The following is a 25,286-nucleotide window of genomic DNA, read 5'->3' on the forward strand; positions in this document are numbered from 1 at the left end:
GATGTATTGTTCGGTGTTCAGTACTGTTTATTGAACTATACTGAAAAACTTTTGGAAGGAGTGAAGGTGCTATGAATGTACAATTTAAGAAAGGTGTCCTGGAACTGTGTGTTCTGGTGTTACTAGATAAGCAGGATCGCTATGGGTATGAACTTGTACAGAAGATTTCGGATCAAATTGAAATATCGGAAGGGTCGGTATATCCACTTTTAAGACGATTGACGAAGGAAGAGTATTTTACGACATATTTGCAAGAATCAACAGAAGGGCCTCCGCGCAAATATTATATATTAACCGAAAAAGGACGGAGATACCTTCAAGAACTGCTGATGGAATGGAATGAATTTTCCAACGGGGTCAACCAATTAATCAAGGAAGGTGTGAACCAATGAATAAAGAACAATTTTTAAAACAATTGAATGCCTCTTTAACCAGACTTTCCTTAGAGGAACGGGAAGATATCCTTCAAGATTACAAAGAGTATTTCGAAATTGGAATGGAAGAAGGGAAGTCAGAGCAGGAAATCTCCAAATCCCTTGGAAATCCTAGACAGATTTCCAAGGAACTGATGGCAACCTATCATCTTGGTCAGGTCGAACAAACGACTTCTGCAGGTAATGTTATGCGGGCGGTTTGGGCAGTCATTGGTTTGGGGTTCTTTAATTTAGTGATCGTTTTGGGACCATTTATAGCCTTGATCGGAGTTGTCATTGCAGGGTGGGTTTCGGCGATAGCGTTCATTCTTGCTCCGCTTGGCGCTCTGTTTAACCTTGTGTTAGGTAACTTTCAATTATTCGATCTTTTCTTCGCATTGGGACTATGCGGGATTGGCATTTTCATTGCCATGGGAATGTTTGTCGCTACGAGTGCTTTAACTAAAGGATTCATTCGCTATTTAAAATTTAACGCTTCCCTTGTGAAAGGCGGTTTGAAAAATGATTAATGTAAAAAAATTATCGATCATTGCACTTGTATTGTTATTGATCGGGGTAATAGGAAGTCTGTTTACGTTTTCCCAAATGACGAATAAGGAAACGACTACAGAGGAAAAAACGATTTCGGAAATCGTGACGGACATTCAAATCGACGCTGACAATGCAGCTGTAGAGATCGTGCCAACGAAGGATAAGGAGACCAGGATAGAGTTGGTTTCAAAAGGGATGGATGTTTCCAAGTTGGATTTCACTGCAGATGTGGAAGGGAAGAAGCTTTCGGTACAATTAAAGGATCGACGTACGTTTAGCTTTGGCTTTCATATTCAATCCTTACATTTAAAGGTGTATGTGCCTGATGAATCTTATAAATCCTTTGTGGCCGAATCCGATAATGGAAGATTGCAAATAACAGGATTGAAAAGTGAAAATCTAAATGTGAAATCTCAAAATGGCCGGGTAGAATTAAATGATATAATAACCGAAAAAGTTGAAGTGAAATCTGCTAATGGAAAAGTAGAGCTTAATAATGTGGAGGGAAAACTGGTTGGTTCATCGAATAACGGTAAAATCACATTAGTCACGAAAGACTTGGATAGGGAGATCGAACTCGAAAGTAATAATGGTAAAATCATGATCAAAACGGAGAATGAACCGACGAATACAACATTCGATGTTCATGTTGACAATGGGAGAGTGGATATCCTTGGTAAGTATGAGGGCGATACTGTCATTGGCAAAGGTGAAAATCTTGTTAAATTGGAAACGAATAATGGGAAAATCGAGATAACGAAATAGTCGAAGCATGAAAAGCCGATCCAATTGGAATCGGCTTTTTTCAGTTATGCGTCCCTTTTTCTTAAGGAGATAAGGAAAACATTTAAAGTTTTTCCTTTTAGATGTTTTTGGAATTATAATATAGAAAGGATAATTATGTTAAAAGTAATGAGTGTAAGTCCGCCCTCAAATCTAAGGATAGGGTTTTAAGGAAACGACTTCAAAAGTATGGGGGCTGTATAATGAAATTCAATAAATGGTCATTGGATATATTTAAACGTACGATCTTCACTCGCAAGAAAAGGGAAAAGGATTATCTTAAAAAAGGCTTCGAAGTGCAAAAAAAAGTGTTTAATATAGTGGAAAGTTCTAAGGATATTATCTACTGCTACGAATCGAATCCAAGTTCCAAGTTCAGGTATCTAAGTCCATCCATCAATACACTTTTAGGTCAAGGCGTCTTGGAAGAAGCATACAATGACCCTTCCTCCCCTTTTGAAAGGATTCATCCTGATGATTTTGAACTCCTAAATGAAAAGATATATGGTGGGATAGATTATAATAAGCCGGTCATTCAACGCTGGAGAACTATCGAGGGTGATTTTTTGTGGTTCGAGGAATATGCTACACCCATATATGAAAAAGAGCAATTGGTAGCCGTTCAAGGAATCATTCGCAATATCGATGAAAGAGTGAAATTCATACAGGATATTGAGTATCAAATGTCCCATGACTCATTAACGAACATCCATAATCGACAGTTTTTCGATAATATAGCTGCAAAATCCAATCTGGATTTTGATACTCCGGTTGCCATGATATTGTGTGATTTAGATGAACTGAAATTTATGAATGATGCGTATGGACATAAGAAAGGAGATGAATTGATTAAAGCAGCGGCAAATCTATTAAAACGGATTTTCTCGGAAATCGCTGTTGTAGCGAGAGTGGGAGGCGATGAGTTTGCCGTTCTTCTGATTGACAGAAGCAAGCGAGAGGTAGAATCTCTTTGTGAATTATTAATGGAAGAAATCCTTTTGCAAAACTCCCTAAAAAAGGGCCCTCACATCAGTATGTCATTCGGGCATGCATACCGTTCGCATTCCAAAGGGAATATGGATAGCTTATTCATGGAAGCGGATCAAAAAATGTTTCAAGATAAACGGCGAAGAAAAGAACAGAAACTCGTTCGGCCGGGCAGATGAAAGATATGGAAACAATAAGATAGGGTGTAGAACCATTCTTCACTTGCAGAATGGTTGTTTCAGGGGATGTTTTATGAAAATTTGAATGTAAGGAAAATCCATTATGCTGGCGGGATGCGTTTCAGCTAAGAGCCGTTACGGATGAATAGAGGCAATGGTTTAATGCATTACAGCATGGAGAACCTAAAAATTATTGGTTTGCATACGGAAGGTAAGTGGACGGAAATGATCATGAATGTTAAAGGGGGGAGCCCGGTGTCATATTGGGCTTTTATTTATATATATATATTTAGGTACACGAAATAAATCATTCGCTTATTTTAAGCAATTTTAGTAAACTGGCAATGACTATTATAATTAGAAGGTGAAGGGATATGAGGGAAACCTTAGTGGATGAACGGGTAAGAGGGACTGATAAAATCTGGACACGTGATTTCATCATGATCTGTTTGGCAAATATGTGCATCTTCATGGGTTTTCAAATGACGATGCCGACCCTCCCGTTGTTTGTAGAACAGCTTGGCGGTGATGACCGTCTTGTGGGGGCTGTCCTTGGAATCTTCACTTTTTCGGCATTGCTTGTCCGGCCAATTGCCGGAAGATTATTGGAGACGAAAGGAAGGCGCATCGTTTTTCTTGCCGGGTTAGCCATTTTTGCTTTGTCAGTGGGTTCCTTCGGTTTCATGGGGAGCATCGGCTTGTTATTCATGATGCGGATTGTACAGGGCGTCGGCTGGGGATTTTCTTCAACGGCTTCAGGAACGATTGCTTCCGATATAATCCCTGCGAAACGGCGTGGTGAGGGGATGGGGTATTACGGATTATCGGGTAACTTAGCACTGGCATTCGGGCCATCATTGGGTCTTTTCCTAGTTACGGTCCTTCCGTTTCAAGAGTTGTTTTTGATCTGCTCTTTATTAGGCTTGCTTGCCATCATTGCAGCATCACTTATTCGGTATCAAAAAGTGGAAAGTGATCCTTCGGCGGCTGTCAGAGCCAAAAGGTTTGATATTTATGAAAAAAGTGCCCTTCAGCCATCTTTGCTCATTTTCTTCATCTCCGTTACATTTGGTGGAATTGCAACCTTCCTTCCCCTGTATACAGCGGAAAAAGGTGTAGATGGAATTCAGTGGTACTTTTTAGTATATGCAATGGCCCTTATGGTCACGAGATTATTCGCGGGTCGACTATATGACAGAAGGGGACATCGAGCCGTATTCGTGCCTTCAACGGTACTCATCATGGCTGGAATGCTGCTGCTTGCATGGATGCCGAGTGAAGCGGTACTTTACATTGCGGCAGTGCTTTATGGATTTGGATTCGGTTCTGTTCAGCCGGCGCTGCAGGCATGGTCGATTGAAAAGACGGCACCCAATCGGAAGGCGATGGCGAATGCCACATACTTTTCATTTTTCGATCTTGGAGTGGGCATAGGTGCCATCGTGTTCGGGCAGATTGGCTTCCTCTTCGGATATAGGAGCATCTATATCACGGCAGCCGCCTCGATTTTCATTTCGATGATCGTTTATTTATTCATCATCAGGAGCGAGGATAAAGGAAAATCAATATAAGGATGTTGAATGGCTTCAATGGAAGTCATTCTTTTTTTTGAGTCAGTAGGAACACCCTTGGTGCACTATCCTAAATATTTTAAAAATGGAAGAACTTTGTTATTATCGAAAAGAGATTATACATAAGATGATAGAAGGTCTATTTGAAGGAAGGGGAAGCTTGGAATGAATGACTCTTCAAACGAAGAAATGACATTAGAAAGAAGGAAGCGTATTTTCCAAGAAGAGCTGGATGTTTTATGGGAAAGGCGGCTCATCCCTAAATCAGAATATATCCGGATTAGCAGGGCTTACAATCGGCATTTCCAATTAGCCCTCCATAAACAAAAGCGCTTAGAGCAAGAAAAGAAGAAATCCACCCATGGAACTGAAACGATAATCGGTGAAAGTGCCGATAAGAGGATTCAGGATAGCCTGATCGAAGAATCTTCATTCCAATTACGGGAATCCAGTGGATTGAATGAATCGATAATGAAAGATGAGAAGGCCGGGTATGCGCCTATTGAATCTGGTTTCGAGGAGAGCCTTGAACCTGTCAAGGAGATCAATGATAGGAAACCGGTTATTCAAAAGCAGGCCATCAAGCGGGAGAAACCGGTAAAACCGGTAAAGCCGAAGAAAACACCTGAACAAATCAGGGAACGGAATATTTCTGTCATCCTGCTCACTGGGGTCATATTGCTTCTGTTTGGCGGGTTGATTTTAGCAACCACTTCATGGGGGGATCTGAATGCGGTCCTGAAAGTTCTCTTCATTGGAATGGTATCCGTCATTTTTGCAGGGATGGCCTTCATCGCTTCGAAACTGAAAATTGAACAGACCTCTTTTGCATTCCTGACGCTAGCGGGTTTATTCATTCCGATTACGATTTTATCAGCTTCATATTATCGGATTTTTGGAGAGTACCTTTCACTTAATGGTGGGGGGCGGGGGCTTCTGGGGTTTATTGGGGGATTACTCTGCTTAGCCATTTATTGTAAGATTGCTGACTACTTCAAGTCGAAAATATTCATTTTCATTTCAATATTCACTTTTGCCATTACCTGCTATTTCGGATTGGCTTTTGTGACGCCGACTATCGAGTGGATGTTTTTGGCGATTGGCGTTCTTAATTTATTGCTATTAGGGAATATTGAGCAATTGAAAAATCAAAAAGCATTAACGTTATTCAAGCCATTCATTTTTCAATTTATCCAGTTTAAGATTATCGTGGAGACCTTTGTGATCCTGACGTTAGTTTCAAGCAACTTGGTGTATTCGCTAACGTTGATGGTCTTTTCTGTTTTGTTTTTAATTATTTCGGTCAAATTCAAAAAAAAATATTATGAAATGGCTTTTAGCGCCGTTTTCACGTATGGATATATCCATCTAGTTTATAACTCGTTTATAAGTGAGTACATGATCATTGCATTTGCACTTGTTCCAATCATTTTTACCATGCTATCGAAATATCTGGCTAAAGCCAAAAGAACTAAGCTTTCGAAGCACTTCATGATTACCAGTTTGATTGAGAGCGGGATCGTTTTCTTATATAGTAACGCGATGGTGTACCAGGAGAACTATGCGCAAATATTCGTCGCGCTCATGTTATTATCCGCCCAGCTTGCCTATGTTTCCCTTCAATCGAGAAACTCAAGCCTCACGTACCCGGCTGTTGTTATTTTCGACTTAGCGTTACTATACCTTTTCTTTGCCTTGCCAATCTCTTTTTCTACCATTTTAAATCTGTTATTTGTTATTCAGGTCGTTCAATATCTTGGAGTATATTTATATAATCGTCACCCAAGGTACATCCTGTTTAGGAAGAGTACCTTACTTATCTCCCCAATGATCATGTTAGTGATTCTGACCATTAAATTCAGCGAAATGGATTGGCTTGCAGTTAGTGCGGCTCTCGCCATGATCTCTGGGCTTTTCTTCATCACCTATATAAAAGACGAAACAAAGAATATGAAGGAAAATGCCTTATACGGATTTCCAATCACTTTCGTACTAGCTTTGGTTGCTTTCTATCCATATTTGACGGAGAGTTTAGAATGGGTTCGGTCAAATTTCCCGCTCAGCGTCTATTTAATGGGTGTTTCACTGGTTTCCATCGGTGCAGCTTACACATTTAAAAAGGGATACTATAAACTCTTTCCAGTTTTTGCATATAGCGGGCAGATTCTTTCTTTCCTTTCCTTGATATCGATTCCATTCGATTCACAAAATCCTTTGGAGGCAAGCGGAGTGATTGCCGTAGCTACTGCAATAAACGGCTGGTCCGTCCATATCCATCGGAAGCAAATATTCTGGGTGCCTGTCGTGATTACAAGTGCCAGCTTATATGCTTCACTCTACGATGTTTTTGATTTTGCATCAATGGTACTGAGGATTGCGTTCGTGTTGCTCGGCCCCATTACCTTTTTCCTATTAGGAGAATGGCTTGGGAAATATTCGAAAAGTGGGAAACTGTATTTCTTTTACGCAAGTCACCTTGCCAATTTACTGGCGATTCCTGTTGGATATTTGCTCATTATTTTTACGGAAAGCTCACCGTTACTATATGTTGCACAACTGTCGATTTATATTTTGAGTGCTTTAAGGGCGCATGTTAAATGGGAAAAATACGTTTTTACGTACCTAGGGTTTTCAGTCCTTTTCCTACAGGTCCATTTATTTGTGGTAAACATGGAGCAAATAGTATTCATTACATCAATATGCATGATGATTACAGCAGGACTCATAACCATTCTGTGGGGGTTATCCAATAAGAATTGGAAAGGCATCATGGAGTATTACCTTATTCCATTCATTCATTTAGGGATAAGCATATCCATTTTTGAAACGGCGATCCGGGGCTTTCCACTTAACCGCGAGTCAGTCTGGGTAGGAGTGATGACTGTACAGCTCTTGTTTGCCTGGTATCTGCTCATGCAAAGGAATTGGCGGAACTATGTTGCGGTTCCTCTAGGCCTGGCGTTCATCTTCTATAGTATGTATGTAAATACATTGCCTCTGGTTATGGCGATTATCGTATTGTCTGTATGTATGGTTGTGATGTTGATGGCTAGCAGACGCCTTTTCAAAGGATTGCTCAACCAAGAGGGAACGAAGAGAGTCATTGATCATTATCGGATTTTTGGCTTGTTATATCTGTGTACTCTGAATCTGGAAGTGTTTATGAGCGATACAGCTTCTGCGATTTTGGGGATTTTTGTTTCCCTGCTGTTGCCTAGCTACTTCATCCTGATGGGAAGATTCACAATCTATAAGAAAGAAAAAAGCATTTACTCGGGAATAGCGGCAATCATCGGCCTTGTCCCCTTCATCAATATCATAGTTTATGCCCATACACTCCCAATCGTCACGAGTTTGGCTGTTCTTTTTGGCTGTATGGCAGGAATGTTGTTGTTAAGCAGGCTGTATTCCAGCGGTTCACTCAAGAAAAACGGATCAGGCATCATCAGCTTTGATCCTTTCAGGATTTATGGTTTATTCTTTTTGATCGATATGAATGCGGAGGTTTTTAACGATACTAAACATCAGTTACTCCAAGTCTTTGTATCGCTTCTGTTAACCGCTTATTTCATTTTCATGAGAAGCTTGACAGCGGAAAAGCTAGAAAGGAAAATTCATTCCAATATTGCTGCACTAGTCAGTCTGTATCCCTTCCTGATCATCGTCGGCTATGCCGACAGCCTATCGGTTGTAATGGGCTTGCTGTTCCTTTTCGGCTGTATGTCAGGGATGCTGCTTTTAAGCCGGCGTTATTTCGATGGTTTAATCAAAAAGGAAGAAGCAGGTATGACCATCGATGCATACAGGATATATGGCCTGCTGTTTTTACTGGCCATGAATCGGGGATTCCCAGCAACTGAAACATTGACCCAGTTACTCGAAGTTTTTGTATCGCTCTTGATCACGGTTTACTTCATCTTGATTGGAAGTTTCACAAAGGATGTAAAAGAAAAGGGCATCTACGTTTGGCTGACGGGAATTCTCAGTTTGTATCCGTATTGGATCATCATCATGTACGCGGACACATTGCAGCCTTTCGTTGGAACGGCAGTCCTTTTTGGGTGTACGGCCATAATGGTCTTGCTAAGCAAGAAATACTTTAAAGGCTTGCTTGATAAAGGCGGGGCAGGACTTAAATTGGATTTTTACAGAGTCTATGGTCTGTTGTTTCTTATTGCCATGAACATGGATGTTTTGACAGGGGGACCGGCACATTTCATTTTGGAAATCATCGCGGCACTTCTGATTCCGGCCTATTTCATTTTGATGAGAAGCACGACGACAGGGATGTTCGAAAGAAAATCCCAGTTGGCAGCTGCGGTTTTGTTCAGTCTATATCCGTATTGGGTCATTGTCGATCAGCTCACGATCCCTCCTGTACTTGAGGAGGAGGTGAATATTCTGCCGCTGTTCATTGTCAGCACCACTCTGCTGAGGAAAATCTTTGTTAAAGGCAAAATTACACAATATATCGAAAGTGGTATTGTTTTCCTTTTGTTTTTAGCCCTGATCATTGATGCAATGGCAGGAAACACCTTATATGATGCCCTCATTATCGGAACCGTGTCATTGGCAGCAATGCTCTTTGGATTCATGATGAAATACAAATCCTATTTCATCGCTGGAACTGGGACGATTTTATTCAATGTCTATATGAATACCAATTCGATGTGGGGCGAGATGCCATGGTGGCTGTATTTAATCATCGGCGGAGGGCTGCTTATCGGAATTGCATCTTTCTTTGAATGGAAAAAACAAAAAGACAACAGGACCTCTAAGGAGGTTCTTGAGAAAAATAAACAAAGGATCAAGAATTGGTTCAATCGGTGGAATTAATGAAGAAGAAAATGGAATGCGTCAGATACCCAAGCTCTTAACCTTGGACGAAAATTAAAAGGAGTTCGGAATTTATTAATTCCGAACCCCTTTTGCCTGTGAACCGAGAGTACTTAAAAGCTCTCTTTCTCTGCTTCTATTTTTTTTATTTCCTCATCCCAATCATGAATTTCTATTTCCCACTGATCTATATTAGTTTGCAAAACATTAATTAAAAATGGTGATAGGACATTTCTGTATTTTTCTAGTTCTTGAATCAATTTCACTCGATCTTCAGTTAAACCTTGCATTAATTTTTTTTTGCTTTCGAAATTTGCATAGACAAAAACTGGTCTGAATTTTCGGATCTCATTATCACCCATATCAGTTGTAACTCCTTTAGAATTGAGTGAAAAACTAAGCACGATCAATCAGTTCATCTAATGCTTGTGTATACAAAAACGCTTGGATTTCTCCAAGCGAAAAGCTCAAGACGAACAAGAACTGCATGAAGAACAGCTGGAAGAGGAATCAGAACTGCTGTCATGGGAACCGGTATGGCCACCATGATCGGCATGGCCGGAACCGGAGGAAACTGTGTTCGGTTCATTCCCGAATATATCTTTAAATTCGCTGTCAAAATCATCGGTGCTTGCATAAGTGAAATAGGCAGGAGCTGCGTAGTCAGTCTGATCGTACGTTTTCCGCCAATTCAATTCTGTCATGGGGCGATTTTCTTTAAATTGTGAAGTGAAGGCTTCAAAGGTCCGTTCCGCCTGTATACTTGTCGGTTTCCGCATATATTTCTCTTTTAACTGCTCCAGCTCCAACGTTTCAAAATCGCGGAGAAGCGTTAGCCCTTTATCATGTTTGAAAAATTTGCCCCATTTTTGAATGGAATGGGAGTCCACCGTAAATAGCTGTACATAGTAAAAGTCAAATAGAGTGCGCTCATCGGGTTTGAAAACAGGTTCTGAATGAGGATGGTGCTGAATGGTCCTACCGATGAAAACCTGGCAAAACTCATCATATTCCTGTCTATAGTTCAGCATGATATGCCATAACTCATCGATGACTGAATTAAACATTTCAACTTTTCCAAACACTGCAGCCATAATCAAATAGCGTTTCAATTCACGCCAGGCCTGATTGACCTTTAACTGTGAGTCCCGTGGATGCTTCAGGCGGAATTCAGTATTGACCTTTTCCATATAATCGAAATCCAGTGCTTTATTAAGCTTTTCTATCAATGCTTCTGAAACGATTTCCGTTGCATGAAGATCTAAAGTTTCACCATGGTATTTACGGAATTCATTTTGATAGCGTTCCATTTTAGCCGGTTCACTTAGCCCTTTAACGAAATTGACCAGGAAAACAGCAAAAATTGCCGCAAGAATGACATAAAAGAAGGTCATCTTTGTCCACTCCTCTTAATCTATGGATATATTGCTTTAACATTATCTTACATGTTAATGGAAGGGATTGTAAGTTGTTTTATCTAAAATGTTCCGTTGGCGGAAATTGATTAATCTCGTGAGGTTGCATGACAATACCCTGAATCGGGTATCGTCCTTTCCTTGGCATGTAAGGGGTTTTCAGTTAAAAATCAAGCGCTTCAAATAATGCCTCATATCTAGTATAGTTAGAGGGGAAAAGGGGTGAAGGCATGTACTTGACAGTAAAAGAGACTGCGGAATATCTATCGATGCCGGAATCTTATATAGAAAGTTTAATCGTTCAAAATAAAATTCGCACCGTTCATGATGGTGAGCAGCATTTGATTTTTAAAGATCAATTTAATATGCATCTTGAACAGATGGAGAAATATAAGAAGGATTTAGCGGATTATTATAACGAACCCATTCCCGAAGATATCGATGTGAAAGATGAAGATTAGCATCTGTCCATTTGGCAGATGTTGAGTTTCAAAAAGGAGGAAGGTACGAGACTCCTGCTTAGAAAAGCGCGTCTAGGGTAAGACACCACAGGCTCAAGCTGAGGAGGCTCCGACCGCCCGTGGAAAGCGAGTGCCTGGAGCGGAAATCAACGTCCAAATTGTACAGCCATAACAAAAGCTGAGGCCATAGCCTCAGCTTTTGCTTGTAGATAGAAGGGGGCCCGGAAAACATATCTTTCATCAAAGTGAAGTTCCGGACCTATTGATCCCAAGCAACACCTTCAACTCCATAGGTATGGTTCTATTTAAATTTTATACAGAGTTGATTGGAGCAAAAGGTACGAGACTCCTGCTTAGAAAAGCGCGTCTAGGGGAGACACCGCAGGCGCAAGCCGAGGAGGCTTCGCGACCGCCCGCGGAAAGCGAGTGCCTGGAGCGGAAATCAACGTCCAAATTGTACAGCCATAAAAAAAAGCTGAGGCCTTAGCCTCAGCTTTAGTTTGTAGATAAAAGGGGTCCTGAAACATATCTTTCATCAAGTGAAGCTCCCGAACCAATTGAACAACACCTTCAACTCCATAGGTATGGTTCTATTTAAATTTTATACAGAGTTGATTGGAGCAAAAGGTACGAGAATCCTGCTTAGAAAAGCGCGTCTAGGGGAGACACCGCAGGCGCAAGCCGAGGAGGCTCCGCGACCGCCCGCGGAAAGCGAGTGCCTGGAGCGGAAATCAACGTCCAAATTGTACAAACCAATAAAAAATCGTATTTTCAGTGAGTTGTCCAAGGTCTGGCATCTACCGATTTGGCAAATGTTTTTTCATGCAGGAAATGGCTGTGAAAGTAATGGTCGAATTTCCGAAAAAGGTCTTAACTACGTCTGCATCAGGGGCCTTACTGATCATTCAAATAATTTTGTTGTCAATGGAAGGTAATTGTAGTAGAATCCTTCAATTCCGTGTAAAATGAAAGGTAATAGGAATTATCACGGCAGAATGGTAGTTAGGAGATAAGTAAGTGGTAAAAGATTATTTGCAAAGCGAAGGTTTTTCAAGGTTAATTACATTAATTGTGTTAGTTCTCTTTTTAATAAGCATCGGCAGTATGGTTAATATCGTGTTATTCACATTTGTTTTCACTTTCCTGATGGGAAGGCTGGAGCAATTTATCATGATTCGGCTGAATAAAGTAATGCATATCAACTCCAAGGTTGTTATAAGCTTTTTATATGCAGTCGTCATTTCTTGTTTAGCCATCGTTCTTTATAAATACCTACCGGTCATTACGTTACAATTCACGGAATTAGTGACACAGATCGTTTTCTTCTTTCAACATCCACCAGATAGCAGGGTCATTCAATATGCCATTAATATAATGAACGAGCTGCGATCGCCGCTCGATCTTCAAACACAGATGAATACACTCTATCTTTATATATCCGATTTCGGTAAACTGGCATTTCAAATTTTCATTTCCATGTTGCTTAGTCTATTTTTCTTATTGGAAAAAGATAAAATCATTCGTTTCACTTCTAAATTCAAGCGGGCCAAATTTAAATCTTTCTTTATAAACTTAAGCCACTTTGGCGTCAAATTCATCAATTCATTCGGAAAGGTAATTGAGGTCCAGTTCTTGATAGCCATTACGAATGCTGTCCTATCCGTAACTTTCTTATGGATTCTTGGCTTCCCGCAGTTACTTGGTCTAGGAATCATGATTTTCTTCCTTGGTTTGATTCCGGTTGCAGGGGTCATCATCTCCCTCATCCCGCTTAGCATGATTGCCTATAGCATCGGCGGCATGCCCAAAGTGATTGCCGTATTAATCATGATTGTTGTGATCCATGCAATTGAAAGCTATATTTTAAATCCGAAATTCATGTCGGCAAAAACGAATCTTCCAACATTTTTCACCTTCATCATCCTATTGTTTTCCGAGCATTTCCTTGGGATATGGGGATTGATCATCGGAATACCGATATTCATCTTCCTGTTGGATATGTTGGATATTGAAGAGGGGAATACGGAAGTCCCATAATAATCATTTAAGCAGCAGCCGCTAATATGGCCGCTGCTTATTTTTGTTCCATTAAATCTTTTGAATGGTGGCACTATCTGTTTTCAATATAATATCCATTAATTCGAGTGAAGGGGAGAAAGTGGCCTCTTTCCCCATTAGAGCACAGTTGCGTTTTTAATTTACCGAGTTAATTGATTAAAATTTTATTTTACTAAAGTTATTTATCGACTTTTTATTGCATAAAAAAACAAATAAACGTATAATATTCTTAAAAGAATATACTGAAAGTTCTCTAAAGTTAGATTTATCTGTTTTTTTCAAAAAAGAGAGTTTACGAGAGAGAAGAGGGGATTATTTTGAAAAAGGTTTCTTTTTTAGTGTTTGCCATGGTTGCTTCCTTGTTACTAGTCATGACAGGATGCGGGAAGGATAAGGAAGTCTCGACAACTGGTAAAGAAGAAGAGTCTAATGGGAAAACACTCAGGATCGTGACTGACGCCAACTATGCTCCATTTGAATATCTTGAAGGCGATAAGATTGTAGGATTCGATGTTGATTTCATCAATGCCGTTGCAAAAGAAGCGGGATATGAAGTTAAATTGGAAAGTGTCGGTTGGGATCCGATTTTTGTTGAAATCGAAGGTAAGAGAGCGGATGTCGCCATATCTGCGATTACAGTGAATGACGAAAGAAAACAATCTTATGACTTCTCGGTTCCGTATTTCTTATCCACAAACAAAATTCTCGTTCCTGAGGATAGTGATATAAAATCTGGAGATGAATTGAAAGGAAACGTCATTGCCGTTCAGACCGGTACAACTGGACAGGAAGCGGTAGAGAAACTCCTTGGAAAGAATCACAAGGATATCAAAAAATTCGAAAATAATAACCTGGCCATTCAGGAATTACTGAAAGGCGGAGCATCGGCTGTCGTAGCTGATAATACAGTTGTTGAAGAATATGTGAAAAATAACCCCGATCAAAAACTGAAAGTCGTTGAAGACAGCAAAAGTTTCAATGAGGAGTTTTATGGTCTTATGTTCCCAAAAGGCAGTGAATTGAAATCGGAGTTCGATAAAGCCGTGAATGCCATTTATGAAAATGGGAAATATGCAGAAATTTATAAAGAGTGGTTTGGTACTGACCCAGATATTGAAACGTTGAAAGCACAACAATAAAACAAATGGATAGTAAAAGATTGCGTAACTTTACGTGTGAAGTTACGCAGTTTTTTTGGTCTTTAGGAGGGGAACGAAATGAGTTTTCGCTGGGATATTATTTTTGAATATGCTCCTTTCTTATTAAAAGGGACATTGCTTACTATTGGGCTTTCGGTTTCCTCCATCCTGATCGGAACCTTTTTGGGGTTATTGATCGGTTTAGGGAAAATCATGAGAAACAAAGTGCTTGCCCTTCCTTTTTACGGATATGTCACGGTTTTTCGCGGAACACCGCTTTTAGTTCAAATCTTTTTAATCCATTTTGGAATCGTGCCCTTTTTTACCGGGGAAACGAATGCAGTAACCGCCGGTGTCATTGCTTTATCGTTAAATGCAGCCGCGTATATCGCAGAAATTTTCCGGGCGGGCATTCAATCCATCGATAAAGGGCAAATGGAAGGGGCGCGTTCATTGGGGATGACCCATGCCCAAACAATGATACATGTTGTATTGCCTCAAGCTTTCAAACGAATGATTCCTCCGTTAGGAAATGAATTCATCGTATTATTGAAGGATTCATCCCTGCTTTGTGTCATTGCTGCCCCGGAATTAATGTATTGGGGGAAAGCGATGGGGAGTCAGTACTTTAAAGTGTGGGAGCCATACTTGGCTTGTGCCTTCATTTATCTATTCCTGACCCTCATTTTAAGTTTCGTATTAAATAGACTCGAAAGAAGGTTGAAAACAGAATGATAAAGGTGGAGAATCTAAAGAAGTCATTTGGCGAAAATGATGTATTGAAAAATATCAATGCAATCGTTTCCCCTCGGGAAGTAGTCGTGGTAATTGGTCCTTCTGGATCGGGTAAATCCACTTTTCTCAGATGCATCAATCAACTTGAAACGATAACGGGAGGCCATATTTTCATTGAAGGGCTTGATACGACAGACAAGAAGGTCAATATCAATAAAGTCCGGACGGAAGTTGGCATGGTATTTCAGCATTTTAACTTATTTCCACATAAGACTGTTCTTGAGAATATAATGCTGGCACCGATAAAGGTCCGCAAGATATCCAAAGAACAGGCATCCCAAAGAGGGATGGAACTGCTTAAGAAAGTCGGACTTGCAGAGAAAGCGAACGCATATCCGGATTCATTATCAGGGGGACAAAAGCAACGCGTCGCAATTGCAAGGGCGTTGGCGATGGAACCCAAAATCATGCTATTCGACGAGCCCACTTCCGCCCTGGATCCGGAAATGGTCGGTGAAGTCCTTGAGGTCATGAAGCAACTGGCTAAGGAAGGCATGACCATGGTAGTTGTGACCCATGAGATGGGGTTTGCAAAAGAAGTTGGAGATCGCGTGATTTTCATGGACGAAGGTTATATTATCGAAGAAAATATTCCTAGTGAGATTTTTAATAATCCCCAGCAGGAAAGAACTAAAGCCTTTTTGAGTAAAGTGCTTTAATTACACGTAAAGAAAAAAACCTTCCATTATGGGAGGTTTTTTTTCGGGGCATATCAGGGGGCTTCATTTGATGCATGAAGCGCCTAAAAGCGATTCAGGGCTTTTACCGAGCACAAGCATACTGATTTTGGCATATCCAATATTTTTACTTTGGGAGAAGGTCTGAAGTAATACCTGGATATTCGGATCATCCTTTAACTTTTGAACTTCCTCTATATATAATTCGATAATGGAGGGCATAACGAATTCAGGGGTGTATTCGTTAGGGTTTTCATCCATGATTAATGTGCCCATAAATTGATATTTAAATTGAAGAGCCCGTGTTAAGGCAACGACATGGAGCAGTTTATTAAATAGTTCGGGGTATGAATATTTAATTTTCTCCAGAGCTGCTTCTGATGCCTGTAACTCATCGACATTAGATAAAGTGATCATGAATATCTCCTTTTTAGAACATATGGAATCCATCAGCATTCAACGTGCTTTTTACTAATACTAGTCTACCCCCGCCGTAACGGATTGTAAAATGGTTAGATGTTATCATGTGCATAACCCAAATCTATGATAGTGCTTACATCAATCATGCTGGATAATCCACTACTTATGGGACAATGCTTCCCTAGTATATTTCAGCCATTCTTTTGCAGCGTATGAAAGGTAATGGTCCTTACTCCATATGAATCCTAAATTCCAACTAATGGAGGGGTTTCTAACCTTGATTGTCTTTATGCGTTCATCATGGCGGCATAAGCTTTCCGGTAATAGAGCAACGCCAAGTTTACAGTAAACCATTTCCTCAATAAAATCCCAACGTGAGCTTTCAGTAACGATATGTGGAGAAAAACCAGCTTCATTACAGGATGAAATGATGAGGTCTCGAAGGACGTAATCTTTATTGAATAAGATGAAAGATTCATTTTCCAAGTCGGCCAAATCAATTTCTTTCCCACAAGCATGGGGATGGGAGGGATGAACTATCAAGTTGATGTCTTCTTCCAAAAAAGCAAAATGGTGAAAAAGCGTGTTGTTGGTTGGCAGGACTATTACGCCTATATCGATTAAATCATTTTGGACGGATTCTTCTATTTTCTTTGAACCATCCTCTACTAATTGAAAGGTGATATTGGGATAGTCCTGGTGAAAACGGCTAAGAATTCGGGGGAAGAAAGAAGCCTCGATGATCGGCGGCAGCCCGATGCGTATATGTCCCTTTTTTAAACCTAATAAATTGTCCATTTCCGTTTCTAAATTGTGAAAGGCCTTATCGATCAATTTTGCCTGCTCTAAGACAACCCTGCCTGCATCGGTCAAGATCAGTTGCTTACGTGAACGATCAAAAAGCTCAACACCTAGCTCGGTTTCCAGGTTTTTGATCATCTTGCTGATGGTCGGCTGGGTAATGAATAAATGATCGGCAGCCCGAGTGAAGCTATTGAAATTGGCAACCTCTATAAAGTATTGCAAATGTTTAATATCCATTGCGTCACCTGTTATCCTCGTTTGAAATTAGTTTCATTTTACCCGTAAACGGAAGTGTTTGTAAAACATGATAAGTTTGGAGTTCATGAACGCATAAATAAGCTGGATTCCAAAGGGGAACCCAGCTTATGAAGGGGCTGGCCATATCTGCCGTAAATTTTATTTGACCAACAAGACAGGAACTGGAGAATGTTGAACGATATAGTGGCTCACGCTGCCCAGGAATTCCTTGAAGCCGCTCAATCCGCGGCTGCCCATGATAATAAGGTCACAATTCTCGGATTTTGCATGTTCCAATAAAGTCGTGATGGCTGAACCTTCTACGACAAATGTTTGGGATGCATTCGGGATTTCGGATAAAAGCGCTTCCGCTTTTTTAATCACTTCCTTGCCATACTTAAGCATGGATTCTTCAATTTCCTGAAAAGCATTGCCATATATATTTGGCTTGATTGGCAGTGTAACAGCGTGAAGCACCTGGATTTCGATAGCGGGATCCAGCTTCGCTAATTCAATCGCTTTTTCTAAAGACTTAAGTGCCAATTCAGATTCATCATAAGCAACTAATATTTTTGAACATAGCATTGATCGATCATTCCCTTCTATAAAAGCATATACCCATAGTATATCAATATAAATCTTTCATGCAGTTTCATATATTATAAATTTTGTGAATATTTCATTGAAGTTTACGTTAACGTTAATGTTAAAATAAAGGTAAATAATCCCTTTGCAAAGTGTGGTTTTAACATGTACACCATTTCTGAGTTAGCAAAAGAATTCGGATTGACGACAAGGACACTCCGTTATTATGAGGAACTGGGTATGCTTAGGCCAATGCGTACCGAAACGGGAAAAAGAGTTTATGGAAAGAAAGAATATGCACAGCTCAAAATCATAATGCGCGGTAAGAAGTATGGTTTTTCGTTAGTGGAAATAAAGGATATAGTCCTTTTATTCGATAAGGATAGGACAGGCATTAAGCAATTGGAAAAAACGATTGAAACTGCAGGACAGAAGTTAAACGAACTTAATGAACGAATTAAAGAGCTGAATGGGTTGAAGCAGGATTTTGAACAGGTAATCAAAAGCTTTACCGAAACCCTTCATGAGTTGAAAATAAACGATAAAACAGGTAAGCGGTGAAATTAATCTTGAAAATAGGTTTTGATGATAGTGAAAGATGAATATATATTCTAGAAACAGATGGGGTGAGAATTTGGAAATTCAAGAAACCATTGCAGTTGTGACAGGCGGTGCTTCAGGTCTGGGAGCGGCGACAGTAAGAAACATCATTAAAAAAGGTGGAAAAGCGGTCATATTTGACCTCTCGGAGGAAAATGGCGCTAAAATGGCTCAGGAGTTGGGAGATTCGGTCCTGTTTATTAAAACGGATGTAACTAGTGAAGATAGCGTATCGGTAGCATTGGATGAAGGAATAAAAAAATTCGGTAGCATCAATACTGTCATCAACTGTGCAGGCATTGCCATTGCAGAGAAGGTCATAGGCAGGAAAGGCATACATGAATTGAAAGCGTTCTCAAAAGTCGTGCAAATCAATTTGGTCGGTACATTTAATGTAATCCGGCTTGCAGCGGAAAAAATGGTCGAAAATGAACCGAATCAAGAGGGGGAGCGAGGAGTCTTCATCAATACAGCTTCGGTCGCAGCCTTTGAAGGACAAATCGGACAAGCCGCATATAGTGCCTCAAAGGGAGGGATTGTCGGCATGACTCTGCCAATCGCGAGGGAGCTTGCCATCAAAGGGATACGTGTCGTATCGATTGCACCGGGTCTATTCCATACACCGATGTTCGATTCATTACCTGAAGAAGCCAGGACGTCATTAGGGAAAACCGTGCCATTCCCATCAAGGCTCGGGTATCCAGAAGAGTACGCTAAACTAACGGAAAGCATCATAACGAATCCAATGCTGAATGGGGAAACCATCAGACTGGATGGGGCCATTAGAATGTCACCAAGGTAAGTTGTCAATCCCTTCAGGGCAAACCATTGTAAATCTAGAAAAAGAGCCTCCGACAAAGGAATGGAGAGGAGATAAAACAGATGAAGCATCCATACCTAAGTGAAGAACATGAAATTTTCCGTATGTCCTTCCGAAAGTTTTTAGAGAAAGAAGCAGTTCCCCACTATGAACGATGGGAAGAAGAGAGGATCATTCCCCGGTCTTTTTGGGTGAAAATGGGGGAACAGGGTTTTCTATGTCCGGACCTTGAAGAAGATTATGGGGGTTCCGGGGTAGATTGGGGCTTTGCCGTTATAATTAATGAAGAATTGGAAAGAGTTGGTTCTGGGTTCATTGGTTTCGGACTTCACAGTGACATCACGGTACCGTATATTTCCGCCTACGGAAATGAGTCGCAGAAACAGCGCTGGCTTCCTAAATGCACGACAGGGGAAATCATTACAGCCATTGCCATGACAGAGCCTGGTACAGGTTCGGATTTGGCCAATATTAAAACGACTGCCATTTTGGATGGAGATCATTACATATTAAATGGTCAAAAGACATTCATCACAAATGGCATTCATTCGGATTTGATCATTGTTGCCTGTAAAACGGATCCCAGCGCCGTTCCGAAACATAAAGGCGTTAGCTTAGTCGTGGTCGAAAGGGATACACCCGGGTTTTCCAGGGGGAGGAAACTGAAGAAACTTGGCTTGCACAGTCAGGATACAGCAGAACTCATCTTCGAGGATTGCCGTGTTCCAAAGGAAAACCTGCTTGGTGAAGAAGGCAAGGGGTTTATTTATTTAATGGAAAAACTGCAGCAGGAACGCCTTGTGGTGGCAATTTGTGCTCAAACAGCGTCTGAGGATATGCTGGACGATACGATTGAGTATGTGAAGGGCAGGGAAGCGTTCGGAAAATCTGTAAGTCAGTTTCAAAATACTCAATTCAAAATCGCGGAAATGGCCACGGAGATTAAAATGGGGCGTGCCTTCCTAGATCAATTGATCACCAAACATATGGCTGGTGAACAGGTTGTAACGGAAGTTTCGATGGCGAAATGGCGTTTGACGGAGACTGCCAGAAAAATATCCATTGAATGCATGCAGCTCCATGGCGGTTATGGATATATGGAGGAATACAAAATTGCCAGAAGGTATCGGGATGTTCCGGTAGCAAGCATCTATGCCGGCACAAATGAAATCATGAAGAAAATCATCGCTAAGAATCTGGGCCTATAATAAAGATCAGAAGGGGAGAGAGTATATGCGGGAAGTGGTTATCGTTGAAGGAATTCGCACGCCGGTAGGCAGAAGGAACGGTGTCTTGAAAGATGTTCGCCCTGATGACCTGGCAGGGGAAGTATTGAAGAAGCTGATTGAAAAGGCGGGCATCGAACCTGCCATTGTCGATGATGTCATTTTAGGTTGTGTTTCACAGTCGGGCGAACAGGCTGGTGATATAGCAAGGGTTGCCGCACTGATAGCCGGATTTCCGATTGAAGTGCCGGGAACGACGATTGACCGTCAATGCGGATCAAGTCAGCAGGCAGTCCATTTTGCTTCCCAGGCCATCCTGTCGGGTGATATGGATGTGGTAGTGGCAGGCGGAGTGGAAAACATGTCACGAGTTCCCATGGGGTCAAATCTTCAAGGTGCTGTAACAAGCCAAAAGTATATGGACCTTTACGAGGTGATCAACCAAGGTTTATCAGCTGAAAGAATCGCAGATAAGTGGGGAATAACACGTGAAGATTGTGATCGGTTTTCCGTTGAAAGTCATGCCAAGGCAATACGTGCTCAAAAAGAAGGACATTTTAACCGTGAAATGATATCAGTAACGGGTACTGATAAAGAAGGAAATCAAATCGAAGTTACGGAAGATCAAGGCCCAAGGAGCGGAACTACGCTTGAAGTGCTGGCTGGATTGAAACCGGCATTTCAAGAAGGCGGTTTAATCCATGCAGGGAACTCTAGTCAGATCAGTGACGGTGCTGCCGCTTTATTATTGATGGAACGCAGTAAAGCAGAAGAACTTGGATTGAAACCGCGCTTTAAAGTGCATACACGGGTTGTTGTCGGTTCAGATCCCACCCTGATGCTAACGGGACCGATTCCCGCCACCCAAAAAGCTTTGGAAAAAGCGGGTCTTACAATTGATGATATAGATATCTTTGAAGTGAACGAGGCTTTCGCTCCTGTACCGATTGCCTGGCTAAAAGAAACGGGGGCAGACCCCAAGAAGCTGAATCCAAATGGCGGGGCGATTGCATTGGGGCATCCTCTTGGCGGCAGCGGGGCCCGATTGATGGTGTCCATGATCCATGAATTAGAAAGGACGGGCGGCCGTTATGGGCTGCAAACAATGTGTGAAGGCCACGGCATGGCGAATGCCACCATCATTGAAAGAATGGACTGAAGCTGGACTATCCATTTATGAATATTCGTAATTCGCACGAAAGTAAAAGCTGAAAAAGGGATGAAGTCGACCATCGGCAGGCTTTGCTGAATTCTTCCTGTTGATGGTGGTTACTTGAGGAGGAGAATGATTTGTCAGTAACGATTAAAAATATCTTTGATCAGACGGTTCAGAAATTCCCCATTAAAGAAGCTATCTACGACGTGAGAAGAAATATCCGCTATACGTACATCCAATGGAATGAACAGGTGAATAGGTTGGCGGCGGCCCTTCAAGTGGAAGGGGTGCGAAAAGGGGACAGGGTATCTACATACCTTTACAACAATGAAGAGCTTGCAACAGCGTTCTTTGCCTGTGCAAAAATCGGTGCAATCTTTAATCCGATCAACTTCCGTTTAATGCCGGAAGAGTTGGCCTTCATCTTGAACGACGCTGCTCCAAAGGTCGTTCTATTCGAACGAGAATTGGAAACGAACGTTGCCGCGGTTGAAAAGCGATTTCCGGAAATGGCCTTCTGGTATATTGATGACGATGTGCCTGGGTATGCCAAAGGTTACCGCCAAAAATTGGCCAGTATCTCCTCAAAGCCAGATGAAGTGGAAGTTCACGAAGATGATATTTATGCCATCATGTATACGAGCGGAACTACCGGACGTCCCAAAGGGGTCATTCACCTTCATAAAGACATGGTCAAACAAACCGAGATTTTAATAGAGGCCATGAAGTATGAACGCTCTGATATCGGTTTGATTACTGCACCGATGTTTCATTGTGCTGAATTGCACTGCTCTTTTTTACCTCGTGTACAGGTCGGTGCAGCTAATGTCATATTACATCAGTTTCATCCCCAAAAGGTCATGGAACTGATTGAATCCGAGGGGGTCACCAAGTTTTTTGCTGCACCTACGATGTGGAACATGCTCATTCAGGAAAAATTGGAGGAGTATAAATTCCAGAGCTTGAAGTTAGGGCTTTATGGAGCAGCCCCGATGGCTCCATCCCTTGTACGTGCCTGTCAGGAGAAACTCGGCATCCAGTTCATCCAAGCCTATGGAATGACTGAAATGGGGCCGGCCATAACTCTCCTATTGGAGGAAGATCAAATTAGGAAAGCGGGTTCTGCCGGCAAGGCATGTTCCGAACATGAAATCATCATTGCCCGTCCGAATGACGAAGGGCCATCCGATCCCGAGGATATGCTGGAACCTGGGGAAACAGGGGAAATCCTTGTAAAGGGTCCGTGTATCATGCAGGGTTACTTTCAAAAAGATAGAGAGACCGAAAAGGCGCTTTACAAAGGCTGGTACCATTCCGGTGACATCGGTTTCCTAGATGAAGATGGATATCTGTGGGTCAAGGACCGTGTGGACGACATGATTATTTCTGGAGGGGAAAATATTTATCCGCGTGAAGTGGAAGATACACTATATGAGCATCAAGGAGTTCTCGACTGTGCGGTACTTGGTCAGCCAGATGATCAATGGGGGGAAACGGTAACTGCATTCATCGTAGCCAAAGACCCAATGCTTGCCGAAAGCGATTTAGAAACTTGGTGTAAGAACAGTAATAGTTTGGCGAACTATAAACGTCCAAGGAGATATATCTTCTGTAATGAGCTGCCTCGGAATGCAAGTGGGAAGATACAAAAGTTCTTGCTTCGTAAACAGTTGGAAGAAAATGTTGATGGCAAAGGTTTGGGGAACCTTCTTTAAATGCCGGGGGCAGCAGCCATGCAATACCAAGTTAGGGGTGGAATTTAGAATTTCTGGAAACAGATATGGATGAATTATTTTATAAATAATAATCTTATGGAACAAATGAAGGAGAGAGAATAGTTATCCACAACGAAAATGCAGCGTGATTAGCCCAATCTCTCCTTTATCCACATAATCCACAGGGTTATCCAGAAATAACATTATTTTCATGTTGATAAGGTGAGTTATTGGACTTGTTTTTTGTCAGTATTTTCAGAATATATCCACAATATACACAGGGTTGTGGATAAGCTATGTAAATAAAGAGAACCAAGGGGCTGATTTATAGCCCCTTGAGTTGGTTTATTCTGCTTATCGGCGATTATGAGCACGGCGGTCAGCCGCATTTGCACGGGCTTGTGCCTCGATATCTTCCTGATCAGCCAGTTCGGAAGAATATTCAACGTCAAGTCCGTCACTTTTCAGGTTTTTGGGAACCTGAGGAAGTTTCTGTTTGTTCTTATCTCGATTATGGTGTATGTTATTTCGTCCCATGTTATCGCCCCCTGGAATATAGAATAAGCTGGAGATGAATTCACTTCATCTCCAGCTTATTTTGTGTTGAGTGGCTGTTCAAAATGTAAGGGAAAAAACTCCAAACCTAACGACGGGATTTCTTCTCGGTATATCCACCAGCTCGATCTGCTTTTTTAAATTCGCGGGCATAAAGAATCGCTTGTGTACTAGTTAAGTTACTTTTTTCTTTATCGTGTTTTTTGAGCAATTAGATCATCTCCATTCACTTAATATCCCTATTTTTTCCTAAAATGACCCTTTCATACGTGGGAATCTTCTTTTAAGATATTTTGTAAGGCTTCTTTAAGGGTTGGAAAGGAGAAGGTGAATCCTTCCTCTTTAAGTTTAGTGGGAAGGACATTTTGCCCTTCAAGTACAAGGATGCTCATTTCCCCCAACAATTTCTTGAGGAAGAAGGGGGGGACAGTTATCCAATGGGGCCGGTGCAGGACAGTTCCTATCGTTTTTCCGAATGTATCCATCTGAACGGGGTTCGGTGCCGTAAAATTGACTGGACCTTCTATCCTAGCATCATTCATGCAAAAGATGATTGCACGGACCGCGTCATGGATATGAATCCAGGAAAGCCACTGATTCCCTTTGCCAATCTTTCCTCCGCCAAATAGTTTATAGGGGAAGGCCATCATTGGCAGGGCTCCGTCTTTTTCTCCAAGAATCACCCCGAATCTTGTAAAGATCAACCTTTTACTGTAAGAGCGTGATTTAGCCGCTTCCTTTTCCCATAGTTGAACAGTACGGGCCAAGAAATCATCACCAATGGATTCAGAGGTTTCGGTAAAGGTCTCATCGTCCGAAATACCATAATATCCGATTGCACTTGCATTAATGATGACGGACACTTTAGAGGGCAGTATGGAAATGATCCGGTTCATCTCTTTGGAAGCCTCGATCCTGCTTTCGACAATCCGGCGCTTTCGTTCAGGTGTCCAACGGCCGCTGTTCAGAGATTCACCAGCAAGGTTAATGAACACATCGAGCCCCTCCAAGTGCATTTCCGGCGTTGCCTCCTTGGTCAACCAGCCGATATATGTCAAATTAGTCTGTTTTTTAAATTTTTCGGGATGACGGGTCAAAATATATATATCATGATTCTCTTTTGATAATTCATCAATTAGGGCTGTGCCGACAAAACCGCTTCCACCAGCAATGGCTATTTTCATGAAAACCACTTCCTTTCCCTGTCTTTCCTTCACTTTAACATGCCCATGTTCTTTTTTCATTTTTAGGCATGCTATATATAGAAATGGTAAACGTAAAGGGGTAAAGTAGGTGTGGGGG

At 41.4% G+C, this 25,286-nt stretch carries 24 protein-coding genes; 16 read left to right on the top strand and 8 right to left on the bottom strand.

Annotated elements, in window-relative coordinates; translation table 11 throughout:
* Positions 1-71 precede the first annotated feature (71 nt).
* The 6 genes from MHB45_RS01225 (at position 72) to MHB45_RS01250 (ending at position 9,321) form a co-directional block, all read left to right on the top strand.
* The gene (locus MHB45_RS01225) at positions 72-392 is read left to right on the top strand and encodes a PadR family transcriptional regulator (protein ID WP_340907221.1); all 321 of its coding nucleotides are present in this window, start codon (positions 72-74) and stop codon (positions 390-392) included.
* Positions 389-943, top strand: coding sequence for a DUF1700 domain-containing protein (locus tag MHB45_RS01230; protein ID WP_340907222.1), 555 nt, complete (start codon positions 389-391; stop codon positions 941-943). Before MHB45_RS01225 ends, MHB45_RS01230 begins: the two co-directional genes overlap by 4 nt.
* Positions 936-1,730 carry a DUF4097 family beta strand repeat-containing protein gene (locus MHB45_RS01235; RefSeq protein ID WP_048687226.1) on the top strand — a complete coding sequence of 265 codons (795 nt, stop codon included), beginning with the start codon at positions 936-938 and terminating at the stop codon, positions 1,728-1,730. Before MHB45_RS01230 ends, MHB45_RS01235 begins: the two co-directional genes overlap by 8 nt.
* Positions 1,731-1,951: 221 nt before the next feature.
* Complete coding sequence (locus tag MHB45_RS01240; RefSeq protein WP_048687225.1) at positions 1,952-2,914, top strand: sensor domain-containing diguanylate cyclase; 963 nt, start codon at positions 1,952-1,954, stop codon at positions 2,912-2,914.
* A 374-nt stretch (positions 2,915-3,288) separates the two neighbouring features.
* Complete coding sequence (locus MHB45_RS01245; RefSeq protein ID WP_048687223.1) at positions 3,289-4,485, top strand: MFS transporter; 1,197 nt, start codon at positions 3,289-3,291, stop codon at positions 4,483-4,485.
* Between the two features lie 165 nt (positions 4,486-4,650).
* Complete coding sequence (locus MHB45_RS01250) at positions 4,651-9,321, top strand: hypothetical protein (protein ID WP_253349047.1); 4,671 nt, start codon at positions 4,651-4,653, stop codon at positions 9,319-9,321.
* A 113-nt stretch (positions 9,322-9,434) separates the two neighbouring features.
* Here MHB45_RS01250 and MHB45_RS01255 read toward each other — a convergent pair whose 3' ends face one another.
* Both MHB45_RS01255 and MHB45_RS01260 read right to left on the bottom strand, forming a co-directional pair.
* Entirely contained in the window at positions 9,435-9,683 is a 249-nt protein-coding gene (locus MHB45_RS01255; RefSeq protein WP_072272412.1) for a hypothetical protein, read from the bottom strand.
* Positions 9,684-9,788: 105 nt separating this feature from the next.
* Positions 9,789-10,715 (bottom strand): hypothetical protein, encoded by a 927-nt coding sequence (locus tag MHB45_RS01260; protein WP_048687216.1) that lies wholly within the window; start codon positions 10,713-10,715, stop codon positions 9,789-9,791.
* A gap of 251 nt (positions 10,716-10,966) precedes the next feature.
* Between MHB45_RS01260 and MHB45_RS01265 the strand changes: the two genes are divergently transcribed.
* The 5 genes from MHB45_RS01265 (at position 10,967) to MHB45_RS01285 (ending at position 15,848) form a co-directional block, all read left to right on the top strand.
* On the top strand, positions 10,967-11,197 hold the full coding sequence (locus tag MHB45_RS01265; RefSeq protein WP_048687214.1) for an excisionase family DNA-binding protein: 231 nt from the start codon (positions 10,967-10,969) through the stop codon (positions 11,195-11,197).
* 1,017 nt (positions 11,198-12,214) lie between these two features.
* Complete coding sequence (locus MHB45_RS01270) at positions 12,215-13,234, top strand: AI-2E family transporter (RefSeq protein WP_048685492.1); 1,020 nt, start codon at positions 12,215-12,217, stop codon at positions 13,232-13,234.
* A gap of 338 nt (positions 13,235-13,572) precedes the next feature.
* Complete coding sequence (locus MHB45_RS01275) at positions 13,573-14,394, top strand: basic amino acid ABC transporter substrate-binding protein (protein WP_034305421.1); 822 nt, start codon at positions 13,573-13,575, stop codon at positions 14,392-14,394.
* Between the two features lie 78 nt (positions 14,395-14,472).
* Entirely contained in the window at positions 14,473-15,129 is a 657-nt protein-coding gene (locus MHB45_RS01280; protein WP_048685487.1) for an amino acid ABC transporter permease, read from the top strand.
* Complete coding sequence (locus MHB45_RS01285) at positions 15,126-15,848, top strand: amino acid ABC transporter ATP-binding protein (RefSeq protein ID WP_048685484.1); 723 nt, start codon at positions 15,126-15,128, stop codon at positions 15,846-15,848. The genes MHB45_RS01280 and MHB45_RS01285 overlap by 4 nt, the downstream gene beginning before the upstream one ends.
* A 63-nt stretch (positions 15,849-15,911) precedes the next feature.
* On the opposite strand, the gene MHB45_RS01290 is transcribed toward MHB45_RS01285, so the two are convergent.
* The 3 genes from MHB45_RS01290 to MHB45_RS01300 all read right to left on the bottom strand — a co-directional run bounded on the left by MHB45_RS01290 (position 15,912) and on the right by MHB45_RS01300 (position 17,912).
* Positions 15,912-16,283 (bottom strand): hypothetical protein, encoded by a 372-nt coding sequence (locus MHB45_RS01290; RefSeq protein WP_048685483.1) that lies wholly within the window; start codon positions 16,281-16,283, stop codon positions 15,912-15,914.
* 162 nt (positions 16,284-16,445) lie between these two features.
* Positions 16,446-17,327 carry a cidABC operon transcriptional activator CidR gene (gene cidR, locus MHB45_RS01295; RefSeq protein WP_048685477.1) on the bottom strand — a complete coding sequence of 294 codons (882 nt, stop codon included), beginning with the start codon at positions 17,325-17,327 and terminating at the stop codon, positions 16,446-16,448.
* A 159-nt stretch (positions 17,328-17,486) separates the two neighbouring features.
* Complete coding sequence (locus tag MHB45_RS01300; protein WP_048685474.1) at positions 17,487-17,912, bottom strand: universal stress protein; 426 nt, start codon at positions 17,910-17,912, stop codon at positions 17,487-17,489.
* A 165-nt stretch (positions 17,913-18,077) separates the two neighbouring features.
* Between MHB45_RS01300 and MHB45_RS01305 the strand changes: the two genes are divergently transcribed.
* The 5 genes from MHB45_RS01305 to MHB45_RS01325 all read left to right on the top strand — a co-directional run bounded on the left by MHB45_RS01305 (position 18,078) and on the right by MHB45_RS01325 (position 23,429).
* On the top strand, positions 18,078-18,473 hold the full coding sequence (locus MHB45_RS01305; RefSeq protein ID WP_161921978.1) for a MerR family transcriptional regulator: 396 nt from the start codon (positions 18,078-18,080) through the stop codon (positions 18,471-18,473).
* A gap of 73 nt (positions 18,474-18,546) precedes the next feature.
* The gene (locus MHB45_RS01310; RefSeq protein ID WP_161921977.1) at positions 18,547-19,314 is read left to right on the top strand and encodes an SDR family NAD(P)-dependent oxidoreductase; all 768 of its coding nucleotides are present in this window, start codon (positions 18,547-18,549) and stop codon (positions 19,312-19,314) included.
* Between the two features lie 80 nt (positions 19,315-19,394).
* Positions 19,395-20,540, top strand: coding sequence for an acyl-CoA dehydrogenase family protein (locus MHB45_RS01315; RefSeq protein ID WP_202187269.1), 1,146 nt, complete (start codon positions 19,395-19,397; stop codon positions 20,538-20,540).
* Between the two features lie 25 nt (positions 20,541-20,565).
* Complete coding sequence (locus MHB45_RS01320) at positions 20,566-21,717, top strand: thiolase family protein (protein WP_048685462.1); 1,152 nt, start codon at positions 20,566-20,568, stop codon at positions 21,715-21,717.
* Positions 21,718-21,848: 131 nt separating this feature from the next.
* Positions 21,849-23,429 (top strand): fatty acid--CoA ligase, encoded by a 1,581-nt coding sequence (locus tag MHB45_RS01325; RefSeq protein WP_340907228.1) that lies wholly within the window; start codon positions 21,849-21,851, stop codon positions 23,427-23,429.
* Between the two features lie 354 nt (positions 23,430-23,783).
* On the opposite strand, the gene MHB45_RS01330 is transcribed toward MHB45_RS01325, so the two are convergent.
* The 3 genes from MHB45_RS01330 to MHB45_RS01340 all read right to left on the bottom strand — a co-directional run bounded on the left by MHB45_RS01330 (position 23,784) and on the right by MHB45_RS01340 (position 25,168).
* Positions 23,784-23,966 (bottom strand): YfhD family protein, encoded by a 183-nt coding sequence (locus MHB45_RS01330; RefSeq protein WP_034306455.1) that lies wholly within the window; start codon positions 23,964-23,966, stop codon positions 23,784-23,786.
* 106 nt (positions 23,967-24,072) lie between these two features.
* Positions 24,073-24,195 carry a YfhE family protein gene (locus MHB45_RS01335; protein ID WP_081088510.1) on the bottom strand — a complete coding sequence of 41 codons (123 nt, stop codon included), beginning with the start codon at positions 24,193-24,195 and terminating at the stop codon, positions 24,073-24,075.
* A 52-nt stretch (positions 24,196-24,247) separates the two neighbouring features.
* Positions 24,248-25,168 carry a TIGR01777 family oxidoreductase gene (locus MHB45_RS01340; protein ID WP_048685501.1) on the bottom strand — a complete coding sequence of 307 codons (921 nt, stop codon included), beginning with the start codon at positions 25,166-25,168 and terminating at the stop codon, positions 24,248-24,250.
* Positions 25,169-25,286: the final 118 nt, after the last annotated feature.

Origin of the sequence: Peribacillus sp. FSL K6-5616 (genome assembly GCF_038008245.1) — a bacterium.
Taxonomy (GTDB): domain Bacteria; phylum Bacillota; class Bacilli; order Bacillales; family DSM-1321; genus Peribacillus; species Peribacillus frigoritolerans.

Excerpts from the sequence above, each read along its gene's own strand:
- MHB45_RS01225 (WP_340907221.1), top strand. The coding sequence starts at position 72 with ATGAATGTACAATTTAAGAAAGGTGTCCTGGAACTGTGTGTTCTGGTG.
- MHB45_RS01230 (WP_340907222.1), top strand. The coding sequence starts at position 389 with ATGAATAAAGAACAATTTTTAAAACAATTGAATGCCTCTTTAACCAGA.
- MHB45_RS01235 (WP_048687226.1), top strand. The coding sequence starts at position 936 with ATGATTAATGTAAAAAAATTATCGATCATTGCACTTGTATTGTTATTG.
- MHB45_RS01240 (WP_048687225.1), top strand. The coding sequence starts at position 1,952 with ATGAAATTCAATAAATGGTCATTGGATATATTTAAACGTACGATCTTC.
- MHB45_RS01245 (WP_048687223.1), top strand. The coding sequence starts at position 3,289 with ATGAGGGAAACCTTAGTGGATGAACGGGTAAGAGGGACTGATAAAATC.
- MHB45_RS01250 (WP_253349047.1), top strand. The coding sequence starts at position 4,651 with ATGAATGACTCTTCAAACGAAGAAATGACATTAGAAAGAAGGAAGCGT.
- MHB45_RS01255 (WP_072272412.1), bottom strand. The coding sequence starts at position 9,683 with ATGGGTGATAATGAGATCCGAAAATTCAGACCAGTTTTTGTCTATGCA.
- MHB45_RS01260 (WP_048687216.1), bottom strand. The coding sequence starts at position 10,715 with ATGACCTTCTTTTATGTCATTCTTGCGGCAATTTTTGCTGTTTTCCTG.
- MHB45_RS01265 (WP_048687214.1), top strand. The coding sequence starts at position 10,967 with ATGTACTTGACAGTAAAAGAGACTGCGGAATATCTATCGATGCCGGAA.
- MHB45_RS01280 (WP_048685487.1), top strand. The coding sequence starts at position 14,473 with ATGAGTTTTCGCTGGGATATTATTTTTGAATATGCTCCTTTCTTATTA.
- MHB45_RS01285 (WP_048685484.1), top strand. The coding sequence starts at position 15,126 with ATGATAAAGGTGGAGAATCTAAAGAAGTCATTTGGCGAAAATGATGTA.
- MHB45_RS01290 (WP_048685483.1), bottom strand. The coding sequence starts at position 16,283 with ATGATCACTTTATCTAATGTCGATGAGTTACAGGCATCAGAAGCAGCT.
- cidR (WP_048685477.1), bottom strand. The coding sequence starts at position 17,327 with ATGGATATTAAACATTTGCAATACTTTATAGAGGTTGCCAATTTCAAT.
- MHB45_RS01300 (WP_048685474.1), bottom strand. The coding sequence starts at position 17,912 with ATGCTATGTTCAAAAATATTAGTTGCTTATGATGAATCTGAATTGGCA.
- MHB45_RS01305 (WP_161921978.1), top strand. The coding sequence starts at position 18,078 with ATGTACACCATTTCTGAGTTAGCAAAAGAATTCGGATTGACGACAAGG.
- MHB45_RS01315 (WP_202187269.1), top strand. The coding sequence starts at position 19,395 with ATGAAGCATCCATACCTAAGTGAAGAACATGAAATTTTCCGTATGTCC.
- MHB45_RS01320 (WP_048685462.1), top strand. The coding sequence starts at position 20,566 with ATGCGGGAAGTGGTTATCGTTGAAGGAATTCGCACGCCGGTAGGCAGA.
- MHB45_RS01330 (WP_034306455.1), bottom strand. The coding sequence starts at position 23,966 with ATGGGACGAAATAACATACACCATAATCGAGATAAGAACAAACAGAAA.
- MHB45_RS01340 (WP_048685501.1), bottom strand. The coding sequence starts at position 25,168 with ATGAAAATAGCCATTGCTGGTGGAAGCGGTTTTGTCGGCACAGCCCTA.